The following is a 24046-nucleotide window of genomic DNA, read 5'->3' as shown; positions in this document are numbered from 1 at the left end:
GAGATGAGTCTGGCGATTTTGTTGGCAGTGGTGGTGCTGGCCGGCGCGGTGTTGAGTGTGCAGGCGGCGATCAATGGGCGACTGGGGGAGACCGTCGGGGTTTTGCGCAGTAGCCTGCTGACGTTCGTGGTCGGCGCTGTCAGTACGGGGCTGCTGATCCTGTTTTTCGAGCCTGCCCATGCGGTCAGCCTGTTGGACGTGCCGAAGTGGCAGCTCACCGGGGCGCTGTTCGGCGTGGTTTACATGATGGTCATGGTCGGTGCGGTGCCGCGCGTCGGTACGGCCGTGGCGACGGTGGCGGTCATTGTCGGGCAACTGGGCATGGGGATGTTGATCGACAATTTCGGTTGGCTGGGCAACCCCGCCATTGAGTTGTCGGGTTCGCGGATTCTGGCGATGGCCTGTCTGGGGCTGGCACTGGTGTTCATGTATCGCAGCAGTGTGCGGCAGGCGGACTGACAGCTTCTACACTGGTGGTACGGCCTGCTCTTGAGGCCTCAGACAACCACCACCGAAGGAGTCTGTACCATGCCAGATAGAAAATGCGATTGCCCGGGCTGTAATTGCAAGATCAAGGAAGGCGACCATTCTTATGTGGCGCACGGCAAGCACTATTGCTGCGAAGCCTGTGCACATCACCATAAGGGCGGTGAAGAATGTTCCGGCAAGGGATGTCACTGCGCGCATCCGAAATAACGGAAGGCATGAAAACGTGGAGCCTAGTCAGGCTCCACTTCCAGTTTCAGGCTGTCATCGTCCAGCCGTTCGATATGGCGGACGGTACCTTGCAGCCGACGGCCTTCAACGTTGACGACGACGGTTTTGGCTTTTTCGAGATCTTCCGGCAAGGGCGCCGGGACCCGCAGGGCGAAGCGGAAGGGATCGTGTTCGACGGGCTCCAGGCCCACCGGACAGTCGACGCTGCGGGTCATACGGCCAAAGAGTGTGTCCAGACCATAGTCCAGATGCGCCGGGCTGCTGATGGTCGTCATGTGTATTCCCCCCGAATAGTCCCCGCCTTCGCCACAGCTTAGCTTGCCGGGCGCCACGTCACGTTTTCCACGCCGAATTTTTCTGCCATCGGCTTGCTGGTCTTTTGCACTTTCTCCCGGCCGAAACGCGGGATGCGACCCACCCCGGCGTCGCAACTCGCCCAGTGCCACGCCTCGGTGTTGTCCATTCTGTCCGAGCGGATAATGAACGACTTGGGCGCGCCGTGAAGGGTGTATTCGATGACAAACAGTTTTGCGTTGTTCATAAAGCCGGTCTTCCTCCCTGTGGTAATAGAGGGATCGCTGCGCATCGGGAAAATTCACTCGGATTGTCCGACGGTATCTATCAATGGCGAGTGACCGGGCTGACTGGTTACCATGACGCCTTCGCCAATCCCGATGAATGTTGCGCATGGCCCTCGCCGCACCTCCTGACCTCACTGACACCGACGTGCCCGTACAACCGCTGGCGCGCACCTATCCGCGCGGGTTGTTCATCGAACCGCATGAGCATGTCTGGGGCCAGTTGCTGTATGCGATGAGCGGAGTGATGTGGGTCGAAACCCCGCACGAGGCGCTGGTGGTACCGCCGCAGCGCGCGGTGTGGTTGCCGCCTGGCGTGCCCCACGGGATCCGGGTGGTGTCGGATTTGCAGATGCGCAATATCTATCTGCGTCCGGCGCTGGCGGCGACGTTGGATGAAACCGTGCAGGTGATCGAGGTCGGCGGTCTGTTGCGCGAGCTGATCGTCGGGCTGGTGGAGCAGGGTGACCACGGCGATGCCGAATATTACGAAGCGCTGGTCGGGCTGGCGCTGCTGGAACTCAAACGCGCCAGGCGCTCACAGTTGAAGATCACGCTGCCGGACGATGCCGACCGGCGACTGATGAGTTTGTGTCAGGCGGTGATGGCTGCGCCGTCGCTGGACATTCCCTTCGAGCAACACGCCGAAAACGCCGGGGCCAGCGTGCGAACGTTGGCGCGGCTGTTCAAGGAAGGACTGGGCATGGGCTTCGCCGAATGGCGGCGTCAGGTGCAACTGGCGACGGCGGTGGCCGAGTTGATTCAGGGCGTACCGGTCAGCGCGATTGCCCGGGAGCTGGGGTATTCACCCAGCAGTTTCAGCGACATGTTCCGCCGTGAACTGGGTGTCGCGCCTTCGCAATTCATTTTGCCCTTTCCCTGAAACCCATGTGGGAGCGAGCCTGCTCGCGAAGGCGTCATGTCAGGCGATACATTTGCAACTGATATACCGCTATCGCGAGCAGGCTCGCTCCCACCGATTTTTGTGTCAGTTCCAAATTCGGCGTCTGACGCCGAATCCGGTGATTTGGCCGAAATTCAGAAGTCCTTGGCCGGTGTCGGTCGCCTCCTTTACCTAGACTTTGCCCATTCCCTTTGTGTGGCGGAGTGATCCCATGAACTACCTGATTTCCCTGGGCATCGGTCTGGGCGTCGGCCTGTTGTATGGCGCCCTGGATTTCCGTTCCCCGGCGCCACCGGCCATCGCGCTGGTCGGGCTGCTGGGCATGCTGGCGGGCGAGCAGTTGTGGCCGCTGGGGCGGCAACTGGTCAATGGCTGGCTGTCCTGAATTTCCTTTTTTCATTCGGTGGATGAACTCATGAAAGCATTGCAATTCGATAAAACCGGCGACCTGTCCTCACTGCGCTTCGTCGAGGTACCGACGCCGGTGCCTGGGGCCGACGAGGTACTGGTGCAGATCAAGGCGGCGGGCTTGAACCCCAGCGACGTGAAGAACGTGCTCGGGCGTTTCCCCTACACCACGCTGCCGCGTATTCCCGGGCGTGACTTTGCCGGAGTGGTGGTCGAAGGTCCGCAGGCGCTGATCGGTCAGGAAGTCTGGGGCACCGGGCGTGAGCTGGGCTTTTTCGCCGATGGCTCCCATGCACAATTCGTCAAACTGCCGGCCAGTGGTGTGGCGCATAAACCGGCGCATTTGAGTTTCACCCAGGCCGCCAGCCTCGGTGTGCCTTACACCACGGCGTGGGATGCGCTGGAGCGCAGTCTGGTCAACGCTGAAACCCGATTGCTGGTGATCGGTGGCGGGGCAGTGGCGACAGCGGCGCTGGCGCTGGCCAAGGTGCGTGGTGCGCAGTTGCTGGCGGCGGCGCGGCGGCCGGAGCAGGTCAAGGATTTGCAGGCGCAGGGATATCAGACGATTCAACTGGATAAACCAGAAGAGCTTGGCGCGCAGGTCAACGCGGTGTACCGCGGCGGCGCCGACGTGATCTTCGACACCACCGGGTTCTGGCTGCCGGCTTCGGTTTCCGCATTGGCACCGTTCGGGCGCATCGCGATCATCGCCGCGCCGGTGGACGGGCATGTACAACTGCCGGCACTGGCCCTGTATCGCAAGGGCGGTTCCGTGGTCGGCATCAACTCCTTGCTGTACGGCGTCGAGGCCTGTGCGGCGATGCTGGAGCAGTTCGGCCGCTTCTTTGACGAAGACCGACTGCCACTGCCGCAAGGGCTTGTCGAAGCGCCGCTGGCCGATGGACTGGCGCGTTATGCCGATGTCAATCAGGGCAGCGGCGACAAGGTCATCCTGATGCCTTGATCCTCAGGCTTCAGGGACACCGTGCTCCCACGCCGACCAGTGCTTCAGGATGTCCTGCACCAGCGGATTGCCAGCGCGATAGAGGTTTTCCAGCGCCGGCACGAATCCGCCCTGATCGGCGTACTTGAGCAAGTTGTCCACTTCGCTGCCGCCCGGCGCCGGGCGGTCGAAGTCGGAGCCGGCGCGCACCACGGCCAGGCGCTGCACGTCCACCAGACCTTCGCGGCTGGCGCGCAGCAAGGCTTCATAGGTGGAGTTGTCTTCCTGTTGGGTGGTGCAGTATTCACCCTTGTTGTCGGTCAGCAGTTTGGTCCAGACCTCGGCGCGTTCGCTCAGGCGCGTGCCGGAGAACCAGGTGTTGCCCGCCAGCGTGTCGCAACGGGTGACCACCGGCGGCTGATTGGCCGGTGCTGCCGGGTATTTCAGGCGCCATGCCGCCGATTGCTTGCTCTCGCTCAGTTCGACCTTGTGGCTCAGGGCGAAAGCCTTGGCCTGCAGTTTCGGGTTGAGTTCGAAGACTTCGGTCTTGTAGTCCAGCGGTGGTTTTTCGTTGGGGCCCTTGGTGTTGATGCCGAGGTAACCGGTCGGCCAGCTCGATGGCGCATCCCGCGAATCCAGTTCCCACTGGGTGCCGAACTCCACCAAGTAGTGCGCCCAGGCAGCGGTGCCGATGGTCCCGTGTCTGGGGCTTATGCCGGCAATGCCGGCGATCAGGAAGTAGCTTTTGCGCAGGTCGAATTTCGGTGACAGCGCCAGTGCCAGGGTCGAAGCGGCGGCGTTGGTCTGGCCCATGCCGGTGGTCATCAGGCACACCTGCTGCGTGTTGCAACGAATGGTCGGGTACTCGGCCGACAGGCCCGGCACGCGGATTTCCTGCTTGAGTTCCAGGCGATCGATCCAGTGTTGCGCCTCCGGGGCGAACATGGTGATCAGCACCACTTTCGGTTGAATCGGTGCCTCGGTGGCCCATGCGGTAGAGCAGAGCAGGGCCGCAGCGGCCAGTGATACACGCGTCATTGCTTTCATGTTTGCTCCTGGGTTCAGAACTGATAACCGATGCCGGCGTAGTAACCCCAGCCGTTGGAACGTGCGCGGAAATTGCCGTCGCCGAAGTTCAGCTCGCTGCCGTCCTCCCAGTTGCCGCCGTTGTGGAAGTAACGGCCGACCAGAGTGAAGCGCAAGTGCGTGAACGAGTACAGCAGCACGTTGGTCGCCACCGTGGCATTGGCGGTGCGCGCCGGGTTGTCCTTGTGCAGGTCCGAGCCGAAATCGAAGTTGGTGAAGCCAATGTAGGTCAGTGATGCACCGTTGCTGAATTTGTCGATCGGCACGATGTACTTGAGCTGCGCGCGGTAGCCGTCCCATGAGTATTCGTTGCTGGCGCCATAGTTTTCCCACTGGTAGCGCCCGTACAGGTTGGCCGACAGATTGACTCGCGAGTGAGTGTCGATATCGGTGCCCAGACCGCTGTATAGCGTGTTGGCGCGGTTCTCTTTGCGGCTGCCGTGATCGTAGATCCAGTCGAACGCCACATACCATTCCTTGAACGGCCCGATGGCCAGGCTGCGGCCGGCAAGGTAGTCGATGGAGATGCGCGGTTCATGCTCCATGAACACCGGCGAGCCGTGGTCCCATACGCCTTTGTCGTGGCTGTTGCCGATATTGAAGATCTTCGGAATGTCGATGTAGCCGTACAGCTCGAACGGGCCCTTGCGCCCGAAATACTCGTATTCCAGGTAGATATCGTCGGCCGGTTGCGGGCCGAAGCTGATGTCCTTGCTGCCGATCAGCATCAGGTCCTGGTTGTACCAGTCCGACAGGTAAGCGCCTTTTTGCGGCGGGCTGGCCTCGGGGCTGAGGGCTTCGCCCTGGGCGGATTCTTCGGGCAAGGCAGGTTGTGAAAGCGCTGGATGGCTGAGAACTGCGGTAACGCCGGCCAGTAGCAGGGAAACAGCGAACGGGCGCGCAGCACGACGGCGGCGGCAGGAAGAAGCGTGCATTCAAAGTCCTTTTTGCGGATCAACGCCCGGATTTGCGGGGCTGTATGGTTTTGTAACGAAAATGAGGTCAACGGCGACTCGCAAACGTTTGCACAAGCCGTACCAATTCCTGCAATGCGCTGAATTCTCGATCAAATCATCGAATTATCTGGCGCCTCGGTCAGGTGCAGTCGCCATGGTGTCTGAAACACGTCAAACCCTTGCTCAGAACGGCTGGAAGTATCGCCGCAGAGCCTTATCGCCCAAAAGTATTAACACTATTTAATCAATGCCCCATCGCGGGGCATCTACTAGCGTGTGTCTGGAACAGACGGTTTATCTGATGACCGTCATACGCTTGATACGCGTGTTGGAGCTTGCCGCCGTTGCACGCCCTCAAGGAAGAAATCGGCCACGAAAGGAGTAACCCGTGGAAGCAAGGTCTGGTGTCGCCCTCGTTTCGCGTTTTTCCCCACTTTCCCTTGCTGTGCATCTGAGCGTTGCCGGATTTCTGTTCGGCGGCGTCAGTGCACCGGCGCTTGCAACCTGTTCCACTGCCGGATCCACGGTGACCTGCACCGGGGTGCCGAGCCTGCCGCTGTTTCTCAATGACTTCAGCAGTGCCAGCAACGGCCTGACGGTCAACGTCAACTCGGGCGCGCAGATGAACGCGACGCTCGGCGGCAAGGTGCTCAATCTGACGGGCGTCAACATCAGCCTGAACAACTCCGGCACCATCGACCCGGCATTGCTGGGCCTGGTGTCCGTGCTCAGCGGCGGCGCGTTCATCGGAACGGGCGCATCCAGTACGGTCAGCGTGCTCAACAACGCCAGCGGCATCATCCGCGGCACCGGCATGCTGCTCGGCCTCAACCTGACCAGCATCGATGGCCTGGGGATAGGGGTCAACAATGCGGCGGCCGGCACCACCAACATCACCAACAACGGGACGATCACCTCGACCGGTCTGTCGGTGGGCGGGATCACCCTGGCCGATACGCCGGTGGTCGGTGTGTATGGCGGTTCACAGGTCGTCATGACCAACAGCAGCACCGGCACGATCAACGGACGGGTGGCCTTCGAGACATCGGCGGCGGGCAATACCTTCACCAACGCCGGTAACATCACCGGCAGCGTGTCGATGGGGGCGGGCAGCACCAACACGTTCTACGCGATCACCGGTTCGAGCGTAAACGTCGGCGACGGCGTGCAGGTCACTGTCGGCCTCGGCGGCCTGGTCGGCATCAACCTGACTTTCGCCCCGACCGGCACGATCGATGGCGGTGCGGGTGGCACCAATACCCTGATTCTGCAAAACCCTATCGGTGTCGGCGGCGGCACCACCGGTTCAGGCACGGCGTCCAGCGCCACCTATGTCAACTTCAACAACCTGACCCTCAACAGCGGCACCTGGACCCTGCAGGGCCCCTTGGTCAGCGGGGCGACGACCCTCAATGGCGGTGTCGCGCTGTTCAATGACAATGGCGCGTTCGGCAGCGGTGTATTGACCTCCAATGGCGGGATCCTCCAGGCCAGCAATGCCGGACTGAACATCAGCAACCTGATCTCGCTCGGTGCCGGTGGCCTGACGGTGCAGGGGACCAACCCCACAACGCTCAGCGGCGTGCTGTCCGGCAGCGGCGGTCTGACCAAGATCGGCAGCGGCCAGCTCAACCTCAACGGGGTCAACACCTACACCGGCAGTACCGTGCTCAATGGCGGCGTGGTGCAGGTGGGTAACAACCAGGCCCTCAGTACCGGCGGCATTACCGTGGGCGGCGCTTCGAGCATTTCGGCCTCGGGCCCGATTTCGTTGAGCAACGCGATCACCCTCAACAGCACATTGACGGCGACCGGCACCGGGGCCCTGACCCTGGGCGGGCTGATCAGCGGCGCCAGCGGCCTGACCAAGACCGGCAGCGGCAGTCTGACGCTCAACGGCGCCAACACCGGTTACAGCGGCACCACAACCCTGAGTGCCGGCACTTTGCTCGTTGGCAACAACAACGCTCTGGGCACCGGGGTGCTCAACACCGCCGCCGGCACCAGCCTGGACAGTACCGCCAACGTGACGTTGGCCAACAACATCGGCATCACCGGCGCGTTGAACGTGCTCGGTGGCAACGCCCTGACCCTGTCCGGCATCCTCTCTGGCACCGGCGCGATTACCAAGAGTGGCACGGCCAGCCTGACCCTGACCGGCAACAACACCAACAGTGGCACCACCGCGCTCAACGGCGGCACCTTGCTGGTCGGCAGCAACACCGCCCTCGGCACCGGCGCGTTGAATGCGGCGGCGGGTACCACGCTGGATGCGACCACGGCGGTGACCCTGGCCAATGCGGTGGCGCTGGCGGCGGACCTGACCATCGGCGGAACACAGGCACTGGGCCTGAGCGGGGTCATCAGCGGTGCCGGCAACCTGATCAAGAACGGCACCGCGAACCTGACCCTCAGTGGCAACAACACCTTCTCCGGCGGTACGACGCTGAATGCCGGGACGCTGATCGTCGGTTCCAATACCGCGCTGGGCACCGGCGCACTGACCACGGTGGCGGGCACCACGCTTGACGCCAGCACCACCGTGGCGCTGGGCAACGCCGTCGCGCTCGGCGGCAATCTGAACATCGCCGGCAACGCCAACCTGACCCTGGGCGGCGTGGTCAGCGGCAACGGCGGACTGACCAAGAACGGCGCGGCCAACCTGATTCTCAGCGGCGCCAACACCTTCCTCGGCGGCACCACGTTGAATGCCGGCACCCTGACTGTCGGCAATGCCGGCGCACTGGGCAGCGGCAGCCTGACCGTCGCCGGCGCCGCGACCCTGGACAGCAGTACCGCCGTCAACCTGGGCAACGACGTTGCGCTCAACGGCAACCTGAGCATCGGCGGCAGCAATGGCCTGACCCTGGGCGGTGTCATCAGTGGCGCCAGTCAATTGATCAAGAACGGCACCGCCAACCTGACCCTCAACGGCGTCAACACCTTCACCGGCGGCACGGCGCTCAACGCCGGCAGCCTGACCGTCGGCAACGCGGCGGCGCTCGGCACTGGCACGCTGACCGTAGGCGGCTCGGGCGGTTCGCTCAACAGCAGCGCCAACGTCACGCTGAACAATGCGATTGCCCTCAACGCCAACCTCACCGCCGGGGGCGCCAACCCGCTGACCCTCGGCGGCGTCATCAGTGGCGGCAGCAACCTGATCAAGACCGGCGCCTCGACGCTGAGCCTGACCGGCAACAACACCTACACCGGCAATACGGCGTTGAATGCCGGGACCCTGAGCGTGGGCTCCAACACCGCGCTGGGCACCGGCGTACTCAATGCGGCAGCCGGTACCACGCTGGATGCCAGCACTGCGACAAGCCTGGCCAACAACGTCAACCTCGGTGGCAACGTGACCCTCGGCGGCAGCAATGCCCTGACGCTCAATGGTGTCGTCGCCGGTGTCGGTGGCCTGGTCAAAAACGGTTCGGCCGATCTGGTCCTCAACGGCGCCAACACCTACTTCGGTAATACCGCGTTGAACGTCGGTAAACTGATCGTCGGCAGCAACACCGCGCTGGGCAGTGGTGCGCTGAATGCGGCCGCCGGTACCACGCTGGATACCAACGCCGCGGTCAGCCTGGGCAACCAGGTCAACCTTGCCGGTGCGCTGAATGTCGGTGGCAGCGCCGACCTGACCCTCACCGGCACCGTCGCCGGGGCCGGCAGTCTGGTGAAAAACGGTGCGGCCAACCTGAATCTGAACGGCACCAATACCTACATTGGCGGCACCACCCTGAACGCCGGTAGCGTGACCGTCGGCAACAGCTCGGCGCTGGGCACGGGAGCCTTGACCGTCGGCGGTGCCGCAACGCTCGACAGCAGTTCTTCGCTGGCCAGCCTGGCCAACGCGGTTGTCCTTGACGCAGCGCTCAGTGTCGGCGGTACCCAGAACCTGACCCTTGGCGGTGTCGTCAGCGGTGCCGGCCAGTTGATCAAGAACGGCGCGGCCAACCTGACGCTCAATGGCAGCAACACCTTTGGCGGCGGCACCACACTCAATGCGGGCACGCTGACACTGGGCTCGGCCGGTGCCCTGGGCAGTGGCGGGCTGACCGTCGGTGGTGCAGCGACGCTGGATAACAGCAGTCCGCTCAGCGTCGGCAACAACATCACGCTCAATGCCGACCTGACCGTGGCCGGCAACAACGCTCTGAACCTCAGCGGGGTGATCGACGGTGCCGGCAACCTGATCAAAAGCGGTCTGGATGATCTGACGCTCAGCGGCACCAACACCTTCACCGGTGCGCTGAACATCCTTTCCGGCAGCGTCAGTACCCTGACCAGCGGCGCACTCGGCAATACCTCCGGCGCCAACATCAGTGCCGGCGCGAGTCTCAACCTCGGCAGCAATGCCAGCCTGAACGCATTGAGCGGCAGCGGCAGCGTGCAGATCGGTGGCGGCAATATTCTGACCGTGGGCGGTGTGAGCAGCACCAGTACCTTTGACGGTGATCTCGGTGGTGGCGGCGGCCTGACCAAAGTCGGCACCGGCACACTGAACCTCACCGGTACCAACGGCATCACCGGCAACACCAACGTCAATGGCGGTACGCTGAATCTCAGTGGTTCGCTGGCCAGTGCCCAGGTCAACGTCAACAATGGCGGCACCCTGACGGGCAGCGGCTCGGCCCTGGGCGCGATGACCATCAATAATGGCGGCCATCTGGCGTTGTCTTCGGGCAACACCTTGTCGGCGGCGTCGCTGGTACTCACCGCCAATAGCAATGTCGACGCGAGCCTTGCCACGCCATCGACCACCTCGCTGATGAACATCGGCGGCAACCTGACACTCGGTGGCAATCTCAACGTCACCGATGCCGGCGGGTTCGGTGTCGGTGTCTATCGCTTGTTCAACTACACGGGGGCACTGACCGACAACGGCCTGACCGTGGCCGGTGTACCTGTGGGTTTTGGCCTGGGCGATCTGGTGGTGCAGACTTCGGTCGGTAACCAGATCAACCTGTTGGTGTCTGCGCCGAACGCCAATATTCGCTTCTGGGACGGCAGCCAGACGATCCCGAACGGTACGGTCGATGGCGGCAGCGGAACATGGGATGCCGTCAACACCAACTGGACCAACGTCAACGGCACGCTCAACCAGACCTGGGCCGGCGACTTCGCGGTGTTCCAGGGTACGGCGGGCACGGTGTCGGTCAACGGCACGCAGCTGTTCACCGGCATGCAGTTCCTTACCGATGGTTACAACGTGGTGAATGGCTCTGCGGGTCTGCTGACTGCGGTCAACGGCAGCGGTGGCACCACCGCGATGCGGGTCGATCCGGGCGTGACCGCCACGGTCGGCGTGAACATTGACGGCAGCGGGATTCTCAACAAGCTCGACAGCGGTACCCTCGTACTCAATGGCGCCAACAGCTACACCGGCGGCACGCAACTCGATGGCGGCACCCTGGTGGTCGGCAGCAATACCGCGCTGGGCAGCGGTGCGCTGATCGCCAACGCCGGCACGCAACTGGACAGCAACACCGCCGTGACCCTGGCCAACGCCGCCACACTGAACGGCAATCTCACCGTGCTGGGCAGCAATGCCCTGACCCTCAACGGTGTCATTTCCGGCACTGGCGGTTTGATCAAGAACGGTGCGGCCAGCCTGACCCTCGGTGGCAACAACGCCTTCCTCGGCCCGGTGGCACTGAATGCGGGCGGTCTGATCCTGGCGTCGAACGCGGCGCTCGGCTCGGCCACCCTGAACGCGGCGAACGGCACCACCCTGGATGCCGGCGCGGCTGTCAGTGCGGGCAACGCGATCAACCTGGCAGGCAACCTCGGCGTGGTCGGCAGCAACGATCTGACCCTCAGCGGAGCGATCAACGGCGCCGGCAGCCTGACCAAGAACGGCGCGGCCAACCTGATCCTGAGCGGTGCCAACAACTTCCTCGGCGGCATCACCCTCAATGCCGGTACCCTGACCGCCGGCAGCAATGGGGCCCTCGGTCTGGGCAACCTGACCGTGGCCGGCGCGTCGTCGCTGAACAGCAACACCGCGGTGTCGCTGGGTAACAACGTGGTGCTCAACGCCAACCTCACCAACACCGGCAACAGCGACGTGACCCTGGGCGGCGTGGTCAGCGGCAGTGGGGCACTGATCAAGAATGGCGCCTCCAACCTGACCCTCAACGGCATCAACACCTACAGCGGTGGCACCACGCTGAACGCCGGCACCGTGACCCTCGGCACCTCGGCGGGCCTGGGCTCCGGTGCGGTGACCGTAGCGGGCGCGTCGACCCTCGACACCACGGCGCCGCTGGTGCTGGCCAACAACCTCAACGTCAATGCCAACCTCAGCGTTGCGGGCAACAACAACCTGACCCTGGGTGGCGTGGTCGCTGGTGCGGGCACCCTGACCAAGAACGGTCTGGCCGACCTGACGCTGACCGGCAACAACACCTTCAGCGGCACCTTCGACGTACAGGCCGGCAGCCTCACCACCCTGGGCAACTCGGCGCTGGGCAGCAACGCCGGAGTCAATCTCGGCAATGCCGCAACGCTGAACCTCGGCGGCTCCGGCAGCCTCTCCAGCCTGACCGGCAGCGGTACGGCGCTGATCGGCGGCGGCAACACCCTGAGCATCGGTGGCAACAACGCCAGCAGCCTTTTTGGCGGCGTGCTCACCGGCACTGGCGAACTGAACAAACTCGGCACCGGCACCCTGACATTGACCGGCCTCAACAGCCTGACCGGCAACACCACGGTCAACGCCGGGACCCTGAGCGTCAACGGCTCGCTGGACAGCGCCAGTGTGCTGGTCAACAGCGGCGGCACCCTGACCGGCGGCGGCTCCCTCGGCGGGGCGGTGACCGTGGCGGACGGCGGTCATCTGGCCGGTGCCACAGGCAGCACGCTGTCGGTGAACTCGCTGGTGTTCAATGCCAACTCCAACTTCGATGTCGGCCTCGGCGCACCGGTTTCCGGTGGCGGCAATGCGCTGGTCAATGTCGGTGGCAACCTGACGCTCGACGGCACGCTCAACGTCAGCGACATCGGTGGTTTCGGCAGCGGCGTATATCGCTTGATCAACTACACCGGCGGCCTGACCGACAACGGCATGCTGATCGGTACCGTACCGGGCAGCGTCACGCCGGGCGACCTCACCCTGCAAACCGCACTGGCCAACCAGATCAACCTGCTGGTCACCGCACCGGGTGTCACCGTGCAGTTCTGGGACGGCAATCAGCTCGTCGCCAACGGTTCGGTGGATGGCGGCAGCGGTACCTGGGGCACCGGGACCACCAACTGGACTGACGTCAACGGCACCACCAACCAGGCCTGGACCAACAACTTCGCAGTGTTCCAGGGCATGGCCGGCACAGTGACTGTCAACGGCGCGCAAACCATCACCGGCATGCAGTTCGTCACCGACGGCTACAGCCTGCAGAACGGTACGGCGGGTTCGCTGAACCTGGTCAACGGTTCGCTGGGCAACGCCACCGTGCGGGTCGATCCGAACGCGACGGCGACCATTGGTGTCGCGCTCAACGGCGCCGGCACGCTGGGCAAATACGACACCGGCACCCTGGTGCTCAATGCCGCCAACGGCTATACCGGCGGCACCGCGCTCAATGGCGGCAAGATTGTGGTCGGCAACAACGCAGCCCTCGGCACCGGTGTGTTGACCGCCGCCAACGGCACGGCGCTGGACAGCAACACCGCCGTCAGCCTCGCCAACGATGTAGTGCTCAATGGCGGCCTCACCGTTGCCGGTTCCAACGCACTGACACTCGGCGGGGTGGTCAGCGGCAGCGGCAGCCTGATCAAGACCGGCCCGGCAAGCCTGACCCTCAACGCCAGCAACACCTACAGCGGCGGCACCCAGCTTGCCGGCGGTACGCTGGTGCTGGGCAACAACAGTGCAATCAGCAACGGGGCTCTGAGTGTGCTGGGCAACGGTACTCTCGACAGCACCTCCGCGTTGCAACTGGCCAACGCCATCAACCTGGGTGCGCAACTGACCCTGGCCGGCAACCAGAACACCACGTTGATCGGCGCGATCACCGGCAGCGGCAGTCTGGTGAAAAACGGCAGCGGCGATCTGCTGCTCAGTGGTGCCAACACCTACAGCGGCGGCACCACGCTCAACGGCGGCAGCACCCGTGGTGACACCAGCAGCCTGCAAGGTGCCATCGTCAACAACGCGGCGCTGACCTTCGAGCAGAACAGCGACGGCAGCTATACAGGCAATCTGACGGGCGCCGGCAGCCTGACCAAAACCGGCACCGGCACCTTGCTGCTGACCGGCAACAACACCTTCACCGGCAACACTTCGGTGCAGGCCGGTTCGCTGAACGTCAACGGTGTGCTCAACAGTGCCAACGTCAATGTCGCCAGCGGGGCGAAGATCGGCGGCAGCGGCCAGTTCGGTGGGGCTGTGCAACTGGCCAACGGTGCGACCCTGCTGGGTGGCGGCAGCGCGACGCCGTTGTCGGTCGGCTCCCTGGCACTGTCTTCGGGAACCAATCTGGACTTCACCCTCGGCTCGGCCGCCAGCTCCACAACCGTGGTCAACGTTGCCGGCAACCTGACCCTTGACGGCACGCTGAACATCACCAACTCCGGCGGCTTCGGTACCGGGGTCTATCAACTGTTCAGCTACGGCGGAACGCTCACCGACAATGGTCTGGTCTACGGCAGCCTGCCGGTCTCGGCCGCCAACCTGACCCTGCAGACCGCATTGGCCAATCAGGTCAACCTGCTGGTACAGAACACGCCGGGCGAGGTGCAGTTCTGGAACGGTGGCAAGACCAACCCGGATGGCAGCATCGGCGGCGGCAGCGGCGTGTGGGGGCCGGGCACCAACTGGACCGACCCGACCGGCACCCAGGCACTGGGTTCCAACGGCCAGTTCGCGGTGTTCGGCGGGCAGGGCGGGACAGTCACCGTGCAAGGCAATCAGAACTTCACGGGGCTGCAATTCCTCGTCAACGGTTACAGCCTGGTGCCGGATGCCGGTGACACGCTGACCCCAGTCAACGGACCTGGCGGCACTCCGGCGCCGATCCGCGTCAATGCCGGTGCCACGACGCAAATCGACGTGCCGCTGATCGGTACCGGCGGCATCGAGAAACTCGATTCCGGCACCCTGATTCTCACCGCAGCCAACACTTACAGCGGCGGCACCACCGTCAGCGGCGGTACGCTGATCGGTAACACCACCAGCCTGCAAGGCAACATCACCGACAACGCTTCGCTGGTGTTCCAACAGAACACCGACGGCCAGTTCAACGGGCGTCTCAGCGGCGTTGGCGCCCTGGCCAAACGTGGCGCGGCGCGGTTGCTGTTGACCGGCAACCAGCCGTTCAGCGGCACCGTGTCGGTGGACCAAGGTGTGCTGCAAGTTGGCAGCCGGGCAGCGCGGGCTTCCCTGGGCGGGCAAGTGAACGTGGCCAATGGCGCGGCCTTGAGCGGTAACGGCAGTGTCGGTTCGGTGGTCAACCACGGTGTGGTGGCCTCCGGTGGCAGTGACGGGACCCTGAGCGTGGCCGGCAACCTGACCAACGCCGCCGACGGTGTGCTGGCCCTGACCGTCAGTTCGCCAACCGCTACGCCTCTGGCTGTCGGCGGTACGGCAACCCTGGGCGGTGGCCTGCAAGTGAACAGCCTGGCGCCGTTCACCGGCAACACCGTGTATTCGCTGATCACGGCCGGTGGCGGAGTGAACGGCACGTTCAGCGCAGCCGATCTGCCGCAGTACGCATTCCTCGACACGGCGCTGGTGTACAGCCCTGACGCGGTGAACCTGGTGGTCAGCCGCAACGGCAACTCGTTCGCCGACGTTGCCGCCACCCGCAACCAGCGCAACACCGCCTCGGCGTTGATGCGCAACGGTCCGGCGGGCGCTGCGTTGCAGAACGAGATCGTCAACCTCAGCGTGGCCGGTGCGCGTCATGCCTTCGACAGTCTGTCCGGGGAGATCCATGCCAGCACCGCCAGTGCGGTTCTGGAGGATTCGCGCTTCGTGCGTGAAGCGGTCAATGATCGTATGCGGCAACCGACGTGCAGTGCGTCGGACGACCCTCGCCGCACGCTGGCCCCCAGCGATACGCAACTGAGCAGCAACGGCTGCCACGGTGAAATGGTCGGCTGGGCCCGTGCCATCGGCGCATGGGGCGACATGGGCGGCGACAGCGACACGGCGAAAGTCGATCGCAGCCTCGGCGGTTTCATGCTCGGCACCGACAAGCAGCTCGACGATCAATGGCGCGCCGGGATGGCCGCGGGTTACACCCGTGGCAACCTCAACGCCCACGATCGCAACTCCGATGCCAAGGTCGACAGCTACCACCTGGCGGCGTACCTGAGTTCGCAGTTCGATGCACTGGCCGTGCGCCTCGGCGCGGCTTACAGCTGGCACAGCATCGAGACCAAACGCGACGTCAGCGTCGGTGCCTACAACGACCGTCTGAAGGCCGACTACGACGCCCGCAGTGCCCAGGTGTTCGGTGAAGTGGGTTACGCCATCAATGCGGCGGGCGTTGCCATCGAACCGTTCGCCGGTTTGGCCTACGTCAACTACGACAGCGACACCGCCAAGGAAAAAGGCGGGGTGGGGCGTCTGAAAGGCGATGCCGATCAGGACATCACCTACTCGACCCTCGGCGTGCGCATCGGCAAGTTGGTGACCCTGGCCAACGGCAGTCAGCTGACTCCGCGCGCAGCCATCGGCTGGCGGCATGCCTACGGCGACACCAAGCCGGATGCCGACCTGACCTTCATCGACGGCGGCGCATCGTTCAGCACCCAGGGCGTGCCGATCGCCAGGGACAGTGCGCTGCTCGAAGCCGGCGTGGACTTCCAGATCAGCCCGACCGGCAAGCTCGGCATCGGCTATTCGGGCCAGGTGTCCAGCGACAACAACGACAGCGCGATGACCATCAGCTTCAGCCAAAGCTTCTGATCGTGGTCGAAGCACTTTGACCGCCCGAAAGGGCGGTTTTTTTTGCCCGGCAATCCCCTCTGCTAGAATCCGCCCCATTCCCAGCCAGAGGTAGCCCCATGAGCGAGCCCATCCGTCTGACCCAATACAGCCACGGCGCCGGTTGCGGCTGCAAGATTTCGCCGCAGGTGCTGGAAGTGATCCTTGCCGGCAGCGGCGCACAGAATCTCGATCCGAAACTGTGGGTCGGCAACGCCTCCCGCGATGACGCGGCGGTGTATGAAATCGATGCCGAACGCGGTGTGGTGTCGACCACCGACTTCTTCATGCCGATCGTCGATGATCCCTTCGACTTCGGCCGCATCGCAGCGACCAATGCCATCAGCGATATCTACGCCATGGGCGGCGATCCGCTGATGGCCATTGCCATCCTTGGCTGGCCGGTGAACGTACTGGCGCCGGAAGTGGCGCGTGAAGTGATTCGCGGCGGGCGCACAGTGTGCGATGCCGCGGGCATTCCCCTGGCCGGCGGCCATTCGATCGATGCGCCGGAGCCGATCTTCGGCCTGGCCGTCACCGGTCTGGTAGAAAAGCGCTTCATGAAGCGCAACGACACCGCCACCGCCGGATGCCTGCTGTACCTGACCAAACCGCTGGGCATCGGCATCCTCACCACCGCAGAAAAGAAGGGCAAGCTGCGTAACGCCGACATTGGCGTGGCCCGGGACTGGATGTGCACGCTGAACAAGCCCGGCAGCCGTTTCGGCAAGTTGGCCGGGGTTGCCGCGATGACCGACGTCACCGGTTTCGGTCTGCTCGGGCATCTGGTGGAAATGGCCGACGGCAGCCACCTCACCGCACGCATCGCCTATGACCGCGTGCCGCGTCTGGACAGCGTCGAGTACTACCTCGACCAGGGTTGTGTACCCGGCGGCACCTTGCGCAATTTCGACAGCTATTCGAGCAAGCTCGGGCGCTTGCAAGAACTGCACAAACGGGTGCTGTGCGATCCGCAGACCAGTGGCGGCCTGCTGGTGGCCGTGACACCGGAGGGCAACGCCGAATTTCTCGCCGTGGCCGCGGAGTTGGGGTTGGACCTGGCGCCGATCGGCGAACTGGTCGAGCGACAGACCCACGCAGTCGAGGTGATTTGATGCTCCGCGACTGCACCGATTACCGCGACATTTTCCTCAACGACCGGCCGCTGATGGATGCCCGTGCGCCGGTCGAGTTTCACAAGGGCGCGTTCCCCGGGGCGGTCAACCTGCCGTTGATGAATGACCTCGAACGACAAAAGGTCGGCACCTGCTACAAGCAGCATGGCCAACAGGCCGCCATCGAACTGGGCCACCGTCTAGTGTCCGGTGCGGTGAAGGCCGAACGCATCGAAGCCTGGGCCGAATTCGCCCGGGCCCATCCCGATGGCTATCTCTATTGTTTCCGGGGTGGCTTGCGCTCGCAGATCACCCAGCAGTGGCTCAGAAGCGAGGCCGGGATCGACTATCCGCGCATCGGTGGCGGTTACAAGGCCTTGCGCACCTTCCTGATCGACACCCTCGAACAGGCGGTGACCGAGTGTGATTTCGTGCTGCTGGGCGGCATGACCGGCACCGGCAAGACCGAACTGCTGGTGCAATTGCGCAACAGCCTGGATCTGGAAGGTCACGCCAACCATCGCGGCTCCAGTTTCGGCAAGCGCGCCACCGGCCAGCCGTCGAACATCGACTTCGAGAATCGTCTGGCCATCGACATCCTCAAGAAGCGCGATGCCGGCATCGGCCAGTTCGTGCTCGAAGACGAAAGCCGGGTGGTGGGCAGTTGCGCGCTGCCGCTGCCGTTGTATCAGGGCATGCAGCACTACCCGATGGTCTGGCTGGAAGACAGTTTTGAAGATCGGGTGCAGCGCATCCTGCGCGATTACGTGGTGGATCTGTCGGCCGAGTTTTCGGCGGTGCATGGCGAGCGGGGTTTCGCGCTGTTTTCCGAACGCTTGCTCGAGAGCCTGAACAATGTGCAGAAACGTCTGGGCGGCGAGCGTCACCGGCGGATGCTGTCGTTGATGGAAGACGCACTGGCGGAGCAGGGGCGCAGCGGTTCGGTGGACTTGCACCGGGGCTGGATCGAAGGCCTGCTGCGTGAGTATTACGACCCGATGTATGTGTTTCAGCGGGAGAAGAAGGACGCGCGGATCGAGTTTGCCGGGGAGCGCGGGGCAGTGGTCGAGTATCTGCGCGAGCGGTTGAATCGCAAACGCTGACGCAGGAGCCCGGCATGGGCTCCGGCTCACTCAGGTCGGGCACGTGACCTTGCCGTTGTCCAGCCCCTGTTTGTAGCTGTGGCTCTGCAGGCTGGCCTTGCCGTTGTGCCAGGTCAGGGTCAGCACATACAGCGAGTCGTAATCGCTGGATGCCCAGTCTTCGGTGATCTTTTGCTTCTCGCCCACGGCCTTGCCCGCGACTTTGTTGATCAGCTCCGGCAGGTAGCCGTGGGACCATGCCGTGTAGATGGTCGAGTTGTGGTACTTGTCGGCAATCAGCTCCCGGGCCAGGTCGCTGGTGTCATTGGCCGAAAACTCGATGTTCACCGGCAGGCCGAGCTTGATGGCGGCGGGGCTGATGGTCATCAGGGGACGGATGTAGCTGTAGGCGTTGTCCAGCTCGCCTTCCTCGACATTGCGCGTCGGGTTGGCCGCAAACACGTAGTCGGCCTTGCCGAACTTTTCCGGCAGCAGGGTCGACAGCTCGATGGCGCGGTTCAGGCCCTGGCAATTGAGCTGGCCGAGCCCGCCGGCGGGTTTTTCCCCGTGGCGTAGGAAGATCAGGGTCTGGGTCCCGTCCACCGGTTGCGCGCGGCTTTCGCTGGACTCGAGGGACAGAAACAGCGCGCTCATTGCCAGCAGCGAGGGCAGGGCCACATAAGCGCGATGTTTGAAGCGTCTGGCGACTTTCATCGGTTTCATCATGAGATAAAGGTTCTTCAGTCTGATCGGTTGAGGCTGACAAACCACTGCACCACGGGCCGCCGGCGCCGGGTGTATTCCCTGTCTTGAACGATTTCCTTGGAACCCCTTGAAAGCCTTTGGTTCGATCGGGGGTACCTGCGCGGCCGGAGAGCAGGTTAGCGACAGCATGTTGCGGATTTAAGTAAGCCCGGCCGTCGGGGCAAAAAGAACCCGAGCCAGCGCGCAAAACGTGGATTATGCTCAGGCCTCTCATTTGTGACTGGATGCTACACATGACCGATCTGTCCGCGTTCCCGATCACCCAGAAATGGCCGGCGCAGTACCCCGACTGGATTCAGCTCTATTCCCTGCCGACCCCCAACGGCGTCAAGGTCTCGATCATGCTCGAAGAGATCGGTCTGCCCTACGAGCCGCACCGTGTGGGCTTCGACACCAACGACCAGATGTCGCCGGCGTTCCTGTCGTTGAACCCGAACAACAAGATCCCGGCGATCCTCGATCCCCACGGCCCCGAGGACAAACCGCTGCCGTTGTTCGAGTCCGGCGCGATCCTGATTTATCTCGCCGACAAAAGCGGCCAGTTGCTGGCCCAGGAAGGCGCCCTGCGCTACGAAACCATTCAATGGCTGATGTTCCAGATGGGCGGCATCGGCCCGATGTTCGGCCAGCTCGGCTTCTTCAACAAATTTGCCGGCAAGGATTACGAAGACAAGCGTCCCCGCGACCGCTACGTCGACGAGAGCAAGCGCCTGCTCAACGTGCTGAACACCCGCCTCGAAGGACGCGACTGGATCATGGGCGAGCGCTACACCATCGCCGACATCGCCATCTTCCCGTGGGTGCGCAACCTGATCGGTTTCTACGAGGCGGGCGATCTGGTCGGCATCAAGGACTTCCCGAATGTCACCCGGGTGCTGGAGCGCTTTCTGGCGCGGCCGGCGGTGGTGCGTGGTCTGACGATTCCTCAATAAGGACGATGCATGGATTCGTTCCATTTCAAGCAAGTCGATGTTTTCAGCCAGACTGCCCTGAAGGGCAACCCGCTGGCGGTGGTCTTTGATGCCGGCTCCCTGAGCGATGAGCGCATGGCGGCCTTTGCCAACTGGACCAACCTGAGTGAAACCACCTTCATTCTTGAGCCGCAGGACCCTCGCGCCGACTATCGCGTGAGGATCTTCACGACACTGAGCGAACTGCCGTTTGCCGGGCATCCGACCCTGGGCACGTGCCACGCCTGGCTGCAAGCAGGCGGTGTGCCCAAGGGGGCGGAGATCATTCAGGAGTGCGGCGTCGGACTGGTAAGAATCAGGCGCGAAGGCTCTGAACTCGCTTTTCTCGCGCCGCCGCTCCTGAGGTCGGGACCGGTCGAGGCTGATGTCATGGAGCGGGTGCAGCGCGGACTGGGAATCACCCCTGATGAGGTTGTCCGGGCGCAATGGGTGGACAACGGTGCGGGGTGGCTCGCGGTGATGCTCAAGGATCGGCAACAGGTGCTGAACCTGCAACCGGATCATTCGCAGATGCAGGGCCTGGCGGTGGGCGTCATCGCGGCGTGGGACCCCGAGCGCGACGGTGACGAGGCCCGGTTTGAGGTACGTGCGTTCATTTCCGGAGATGGCATGCCCGAAGATCCGGCCACCGGAAGCCTGAATGCCGGGATTGCCCAATGGTTATTGGCCGAGGGCCTGGCGCCCGATTCCTATACCGTCAGCCAGGGCTTGAGCATGGGCCGAGCGGGAAAGTTGCGGATAAACCGGCTCGGGAACGAGATCTGGATCGGCGGCTCCGTGGTCACGTGCATTGAGGGGCAACTGCGACTTTGAAGATCAGAGTCGCCGGCGTAAGGGCCGACGATTATTGCGCGCCCGGTAATGCACTCTTGATTGATCCAGGTTTGTACCTCATCCCCCGCAAGGCATAAGCTTCGCCCCCTACGACTTTCGTCTCATCCGCCGTTTTCAGGAAAGACCCCATGTCCAGCCAGTTCCCCGAAGCACGTCCACGCCGTCTGCGCCGCAATGCGAGCCTGCGCAGCCTGTTCCAGGAGACCGAGTTCACACTCAACGATCTGGTGCTGCCGATCTTCGTCGAAGAAGAGATCGATGACTTCGTGCCGATCAAGAGCATGCCCGGGGTGATGCGCATTCCGGAGCGCAAACTGGCCAGCGAGATCGAGCGCTATGCCCGGGCCGGGATCAAGTCGGTGATGACCTTCGGCGTGTCCCATCACCTGGACGCCAGCGGCAGCGACACCTGGCGCGAAAACGGTCTGGTCTCACGCATGTCGCGGATCGCCAAGGATGCCGTGCCGGAAATGATCGTGATGTCCGACACCTGCTTCTGCGAGTACACCGATCACGGCCATTGTGGCGTGATGCACAACCATGAAGTCGACAACGACCAGACCCTGATCAACCTCGGTAAGCAAGCCGTGGCCGCCGCCCGCGCCGGTGCCGACGTGATCGCGCCGTCGGCAGCGATGGACGGCCAGGTGCAGGCCATTCGCCGGGCGCTGGACGACGCCGGGTTCACCCAGACCGCGATCATGGCCTATTCGACCAAATTCGCCTCGGCACTCTACGGCCCGTTCCGCGAGGCCGGCGGCAGTGCGCTGAAGGGCGACCGCAAAAGCTATCAGATGAACCCGATGAACCGCCGCGAAGCCCTGCGCGAATCGCTGCTCGACGAACAGGAAGGCGCCGATGCGCTGATGGTCAAACCGGCCGGCGCGTACCTCGACATCATCCGCGACATCCGCCAGGCCTCGAACCTGCCGCTGTCGGCGTATCAGGTCAGCGGCGAGTACGCGATGATCAAGTTCGGCGCCCAGGCCGGGGCGATCGACGAAGACCGCGTGGTGCGCGAAAGCCTCGGCGCGATCAAGCGTGCCGGTGCAGATCTGATCTTCACTTACTTCGCGATGGATCTGGCACTGGCCGGGATCTGATCTTCAGGGGCAATTGAAAAACGGCCGGATCCCGTGGTCGCGAAAGTACCGCTCGATCACCTTCGGATCCGCGCTGTTGTCGGCAATCGCCACGTAAGTATCCGGGCGCAACAGGTAAAAGCCGTTGCGCCCCAGTCCCGCCGTCTCGAACGCCGGTCGCCAATCGAACACGTGCAGCGGCAGGTGATGTTCATTGCACCAGGCGATCATCTCGTCGCTGGTGTCGCCGTACACATGCACCTGCCAGCAGGGGTTGCGCAACGGCTCATAATTGTCACCTTCGCCATCATGAGCCCACGGCAAACGGTCGCCGCCGTGGACATGCCCGGCCACGCCTTCGCTCAATGCCATGCCCCGGTAGTTGACGGTGATTTGCGACACCGTGCGAAAGAGGAATTCGCGGCTGGTCTCGAATGAGGCCATTTTCGGGATCACGAACGGTGCCAGCCGTGTGCGCAACAGGTCGGCCATTCGCCCTTCGGCGGTGACGAAGCTGAAGACTTTGTCAGTGGTCGAGACCAGCCGCCGGGCGAAGGCGATGCGTTCGGTTTCGTAGCTGTCGAGCAGCTTTGGCGTGGCTGCGCCGCCGAGCACTGCCGCGAGTTTCCAGGCCAGGTTGATCGCATCGCCGATGCCGGTGTTCATGCCCTGACCGCCGGCGGGGCTGTGCACGTGGGCTGCGTCGCCAAGCAGAAACGCCCGGCCCTTGCGAAAGTGATTCGCCACCCGATGATGCACGCGGTAGGTGGAGAACCAGTTGACGTCTTCGATGTGCACGTTCAGATGTTCGATGGCGCGGCTGCTGACATCGGAAAACTCCAGGGTTTCGGCGCGTTCGGCACGCTCATCGCGCACCGTGCCGATCAGCCGTGCACGGCCATCGCCGGCCAGCGGGAACACTGCAAGAAAATCGGCCTCATCCAGATCCAGATGCAAGTCGCCGTTGAGCGCCGGGCCGCTGGCCTTGACGTCGGCGACGTAAAAGATCTGCTGATAGGTGCCGCCGGGAAAACCGGTGTCGAGGGTCTTGCGCACCACCGAGCGTGCACCGTCGCAACCGGCCAGATAACAGGCCTGGCAGATCTCCTGCTCGCCATCCGGCAGCCGCAGATGGGCGGTGAGGCCGTCACCGTTTTCCGTGAAACTCTCCAGTGTCGTGTTGCGCTCGACCGTCACGTCGTAGTCTTCGAGGCGGTCGATCAGCAACCGCTCGTGTTCGTCCTGCGGGTAGATTTCGAGAAACGCATATGGCGTCAGGCCTTCGCCGATCCGGTTCAACGGCAGTTGTGCCACGGGCTTGCCCTTGACCCAGAAGTTGGCTGCCGCCACCCGGTGGCCGTTGCGCACGACCGTGTCGGCCAGGTCCAGTTGCCGGTACAACTCAAGGGTGCGCGCCTGCACCGCCAGCGCCCGCGAAGTGGTGCCCGGCGCAGAAGTCCTGTCGAGGATGCGCACGCGCACACCCAGTTTGCTCAGCCACAGGGCCAGTACCAGACCGGTGGGACCTGCGCCGATGATCAAAACGTCACTGCGGTTCATGGTCTGTCCTGCCCTTGAGGTGTGCAGCAGCAAGTATGGATCACCCGGCGAGCACGGCCAGTCAGCCTGCCGGACGGGGCGATGGAACAGCGTTGCCGGCCGGGAGTCCTAT

At 63.5% G+C, this 24046-nt stretch carries 17 protein-coding genes; 11 read left to right on the top strand and 6 right to left on the bottom strand.

The window, feature by feature from the left end; genetic code table 11:
* Positions 1-3 precede the first annotated feature (3 nt).
* Together ACK6BI_RS14360 and ACK6BI_RS14355 are read left to right on the top strand one after the other, a co-directional pair.
* Positions 4-459 carry a DMT family transporter gene (locus ACK6BI_RS14360; RefSeq protein ID WP_409317587.1) on the top strand — a complete coding sequence of 152 codons (456 nt, stop codon included), beginning with the start codon at positions 4-6 and terminating at the stop codon, positions 457-459.
* Positions 460-528: 69 nt separating this feature from the next.
* Complete coding sequence (locus ACK6BI_RS14355; RefSeq protein WP_082302398.1) at positions 529-696, top strand: metallothionein; 168 nt, start codon at positions 529-531, stop codon at positions 694-696.
* A 23-nt stretch (positions 697-719) separates the two neighbouring features.
* Here ACK6BI_RS14355 and ACK6BI_RS14350 read toward each other — a convergent pair whose 3' ends face one another.
* Together ACK6BI_RS14350 and ACK6BI_RS14345 are read right to left on the bottom strand one after the other, a co-directional pair.
* Positions 720-992: a hypothetical protein gene (locus ACK6BI_RS14350; protein ID WP_409317586.1), complete on the bottom strand. Its 273-nt coding sequence runs from the start codon at positions 990-992 to the stop codon at positions 720-722.
* A gap of 38 nt (positions 993-1030) precedes the next feature.
* Entirely contained in the window at positions 1031-1258 is a 228-nt protein-coding gene (locus ACK6BI_RS14345) for a DUF6555 family protein (RefSeq protein ID WP_065259393.1), read from the bottom strand.
* 137 nt (positions 1259-1395) lie between these two features.
* On the opposite strand from ACK6BI_RS14345, the gene ACK6BI_RS14340 reads away from it, so the two are divergent.
* The 3 genes from ACK6BI_RS14340 to ACK6BI_RS14330 all read left to right on the top strand — a co-directional run bounded on the left by ACK6BI_RS14340 (position 1396) and on the right by ACK6BI_RS14330 (position 3571).
* Positions 1396-2178, top strand: coding sequence for an AraC family transcriptional regulator (locus ACK6BI_RS14340; RefSeq protein ID WP_409317585.1), 783 nt, complete (start codon positions 1396-1398; stop codon positions 2176-2178).
* Between the two features lie 232 nt (positions 2179-2410).
* Complete coding sequence (locus ACK6BI_RS14335; protein WP_082302397.1) at positions 2411-2584, top strand: DUF1427 family protein; 174 nt, start codon at positions 2411-2413, stop codon at positions 2582-2584.
* 30 nt (positions 2585-2614) lie between these two features.
* On the top strand, positions 2615-3571 hold the full coding sequence (locus ACK6BI_RS14330; RefSeq protein WP_409317584.1) for a zinc-binding alcohol dehydrogenase family protein: 957 nt from the start codon (positions 2615-2617) through the stop codon (positions 3569-3571).
* Positions 3572-3574: 3 nt separating this feature from the next.
* Here ACK6BI_RS14330 and ACK6BI_RS14325 read toward each other — a convergent pair whose 3' ends face one another.
* Complete coding sequence (locus ACK6BI_RS14325) at positions 3575-4597, bottom strand: purine-nucleoside phosphorylase (RefSeq protein ID WP_409317583.1); 1023 nt, start codon at positions 4595-4597, stop codon at positions 3575-3577.
* A 14-nt stretch (positions 4598-4611) separates the two neighbouring features.
* Entirely contained in the window at positions 4612-5571 is a 960-nt protein-coding gene (locus tag ACK6BI_RS14320; RefSeq protein WP_409317582.1) for a nucleoside-specific channel-forming protein Tsx, read from the bottom strand.
* Positions 5572-5980: 409 nt separating this feature from the next.
* Between ACK6BI_RS14320 and ACK6BI_RS14315 the strand changes: the two genes are divergently transcribed.
* From ACK6BI_RS14315 to mnmH, 3 genes are all read left to right on the top strand, one after another.
* Complete coding sequence (locus tag ACK6BI_RS14315; RefSeq protein ID WP_409317581.1) at positions 5981-16507, top strand: autotransporter-associated beta strand repeat-containing protein; 10527 nt, start codon at positions 5981-5983, stop codon at positions 16505-16507.
* A 98-nt stretch (positions 16508-16605) separates the two neighbouring features.
* On the top strand, positions 16606-17640 hold the full coding sequence (gene selD, locus ACK6BI_RS14310) for a selenide, water dikinase SelD (protein ID WP_409317580.1): 1035 nt from the start codon (positions 16606-16608) through the stop codon (positions 17638-17640).
* The gene (mnmH, locus tag ACK6BI_RS14305) at positions 17640-18743 is read left to right on the top strand and encodes a tRNA 2-selenouridine(34) synthase MnmH (RefSeq protein ID WP_409317579.1); all 1104 of its coding nucleotides are present in this window, start codon (positions 17640-17642) and stop codon (positions 18741-18743) included. Before selD ends, mnmH begins: the two co-directional genes overlap by 1 nt.
* A 30-nt stretch (positions 18744-18773) precedes the next feature.
* Here the strand turns inward: mnmH and ACK6BI_RS14300 are convergent, their stop codons facing one another.
* Entirely contained in the window at positions 18774-19448 is a 675-nt protein-coding gene (locus ACK6BI_RS14300; protein ID WP_409317578.1) for a histidine phosphatase family protein, read from the bottom strand.
* 272 nt (positions 19449-19720) lie between these two features.
* Here ACK6BI_RS14300 and ACK6BI_RS14295 point away from each other — a divergent pair, with 272 nt between their 5' ends.
* The 3 genes from ACK6BI_RS14295 to hemB all read left to right on the top strand — a co-directional run bounded on the left by ACK6BI_RS14295 (position 19721) and on the right by hemB (position 22395).
* Positions 19721-20419, top strand: coding sequence for a glutathione binding-like protein (locus ACK6BI_RS14295; RefSeq protein WP_409317577.1), 699 nt, complete (start codon positions 19721-19723; stop codon positions 20417-20419).
* Between the two features lie 9 nt (positions 20420-20428).
* Complete coding sequence (locus ACK6BI_RS14290) at positions 20429-21271, top strand: PhzF family phenazine biosynthesis protein (RefSeq protein ID WP_409317576.1); 843 nt, start codon at positions 20429-20431, stop codon at positions 21269-21271.
* Positions 21272-21420: 149 nt separating this feature from the next.
* On the top strand, positions 21421-22395 hold the full coding sequence (gene hemB, locus ACK6BI_RS14285; protein ID WP_065259383.1) for a porphobilinogen synthase: 975 nt from the start codon (positions 21421-21423) through the stop codon (positions 22393-22395).
* 3 nt (positions 22396-22398) lie between these two features.
* Here hemB and ACK6BI_RS14280 read toward each other — a convergent pair whose 3' ends face one another.
* Positions 22399-23934 (bottom strand): FAD-dependent oxidoreductase, encoded by a 1536-nt coding sequence (locus ACK6BI_RS14280; RefSeq protein WP_409317575.1) that lies wholly within the window; start codon positions 23932-23934, stop codon positions 22399-22401.
* Positions 23935-24046 lie beyond the last annotated feature (112 nt).

Origin of the sequence: Pseudomonas sp. KCJK9016 (assembly GCF_046231795.1) — a bacterium.
GTDB classification, from domain to species: Bacteria; Pseudomonadota; Gammaproteobacteria; order Pseudomonadales; family Pseudomonadaceae; genus Aquipseudomonas; species Aquipseudomonas bananamidigenes.
This window is presented reverse-complemented; position numbering and strand designations above follow the sequence as displayed.

Excerpts from the sequence above, each read along its gene's own strand:
- ACK6BI_RS14360 (WP_409317587.1), top strand. The coding sequence starts at position 4 with ATGAGTCTGGCGATTTTGTTGGCAGTGGTGGTGCTGGCCGGCGCGGTG.
- ACK6BI_RS14355 (WP_082302398.1), top strand. The coding sequence starts at position 529 with ATGCCAGATAGAAAATGCGATTGCCCGGGCTGTAATTGCAAGATCAAG.
- ACK6BI_RS14350 (WP_409317586.1), bottom strand. The coding sequence starts at position 992 with ATGACGACCATCAGCAGCCCGGCGCATCTGGACTATGGTCTGGACACA.
- ACK6BI_RS14345 (WP_065259393.1), bottom strand. The coding sequence starts at position 1,258 with ATGAACAACGCAAAACTGTTTGTCATCGAATACACCCTTCACGGCGCG.
- ACK6BI_RS14340 (WP_409317585.1), top strand. The coding sequence starts at position 1,396 with ATGTTGCGCATGGCCCTCGCCGCACCTCCTGACCTCACTGACACCGAC.
- ACK6BI_RS14335 (WP_082302397.1), top strand. The coding sequence starts at position 2,411 with ATGAACTACCTGATTTCCCTGGGCATCGGTCTGGGCGTCGGCCTGTTG.
- ACK6BI_RS14330 (WP_409317584.1), top strand. The coding sequence starts at position 2,615 with ATGAAAGCATTGCAATTCGATAAAACCGGCGACCTGTCCTCACTGCGC.
- ACK6BI_RS14325 (WP_409317583.1), bottom strand. The coding sequence starts at position 4,597 with ATGAAAGCAATGACGCGTGTATCACTGGCCGCTGCGGCCCTGCTCTGC.
- ACK6BI_RS14320 (WP_409317582.1), bottom strand. The coding sequence starts at position 5,571 with ATGCACGCTTCTTCCTGCCGCCGCCGTCGTGCTGCGCGCCCGTTCGCT.
- selD (WP_409317580.1), top strand. The coding sequence starts at position 16,606 with ATGAGCGAGCCCATCCGTCTGACCCAATACAGCCACGGCGCCGGTTGC.
- mnmH (WP_409317579.1), top strand. The coding sequence starts at position 17,640 with ATGCTCCGCGACTGCACCGATTACCGCGACATTTTCCTCAACGACCGG.
- ACK6BI_RS14300 (WP_409317578.1), bottom strand. The coding sequence starts at position 19,448 with ATGATGAAACCGATGAAAGTCGCCAGACGCTTCAAACATCGCGCTTAT.
- ACK6BI_RS14295 (WP_409317577.1), top strand. The coding sequence starts at position 19,721 with ATGACCGATCTGTCCGCGTTCCCGATCACCCAGAAATGGCCGGCGCAG.
- ACK6BI_RS14290 (WP_409317576.1), top strand. The coding sequence starts at position 20,429 with ATGGATTCGTTCCATTTCAAGCAAGTCGATGTTTTCAGCCAGACTGCC.
- hemB (WP_065259383.1), top strand. The coding sequence starts at position 21,421 with ATGTCCAGCCAGTTCCCCGAAGCACGTCCACGCCGTCTGCGCCGCAAT.
- ACK6BI_RS14280 (WP_409317575.1), bottom strand. The coding sequence starts at position 23,934 with ATGAACCGCAGTGACGTTTTGATCATCGGCGCAGGTCCCACCGGTCTG.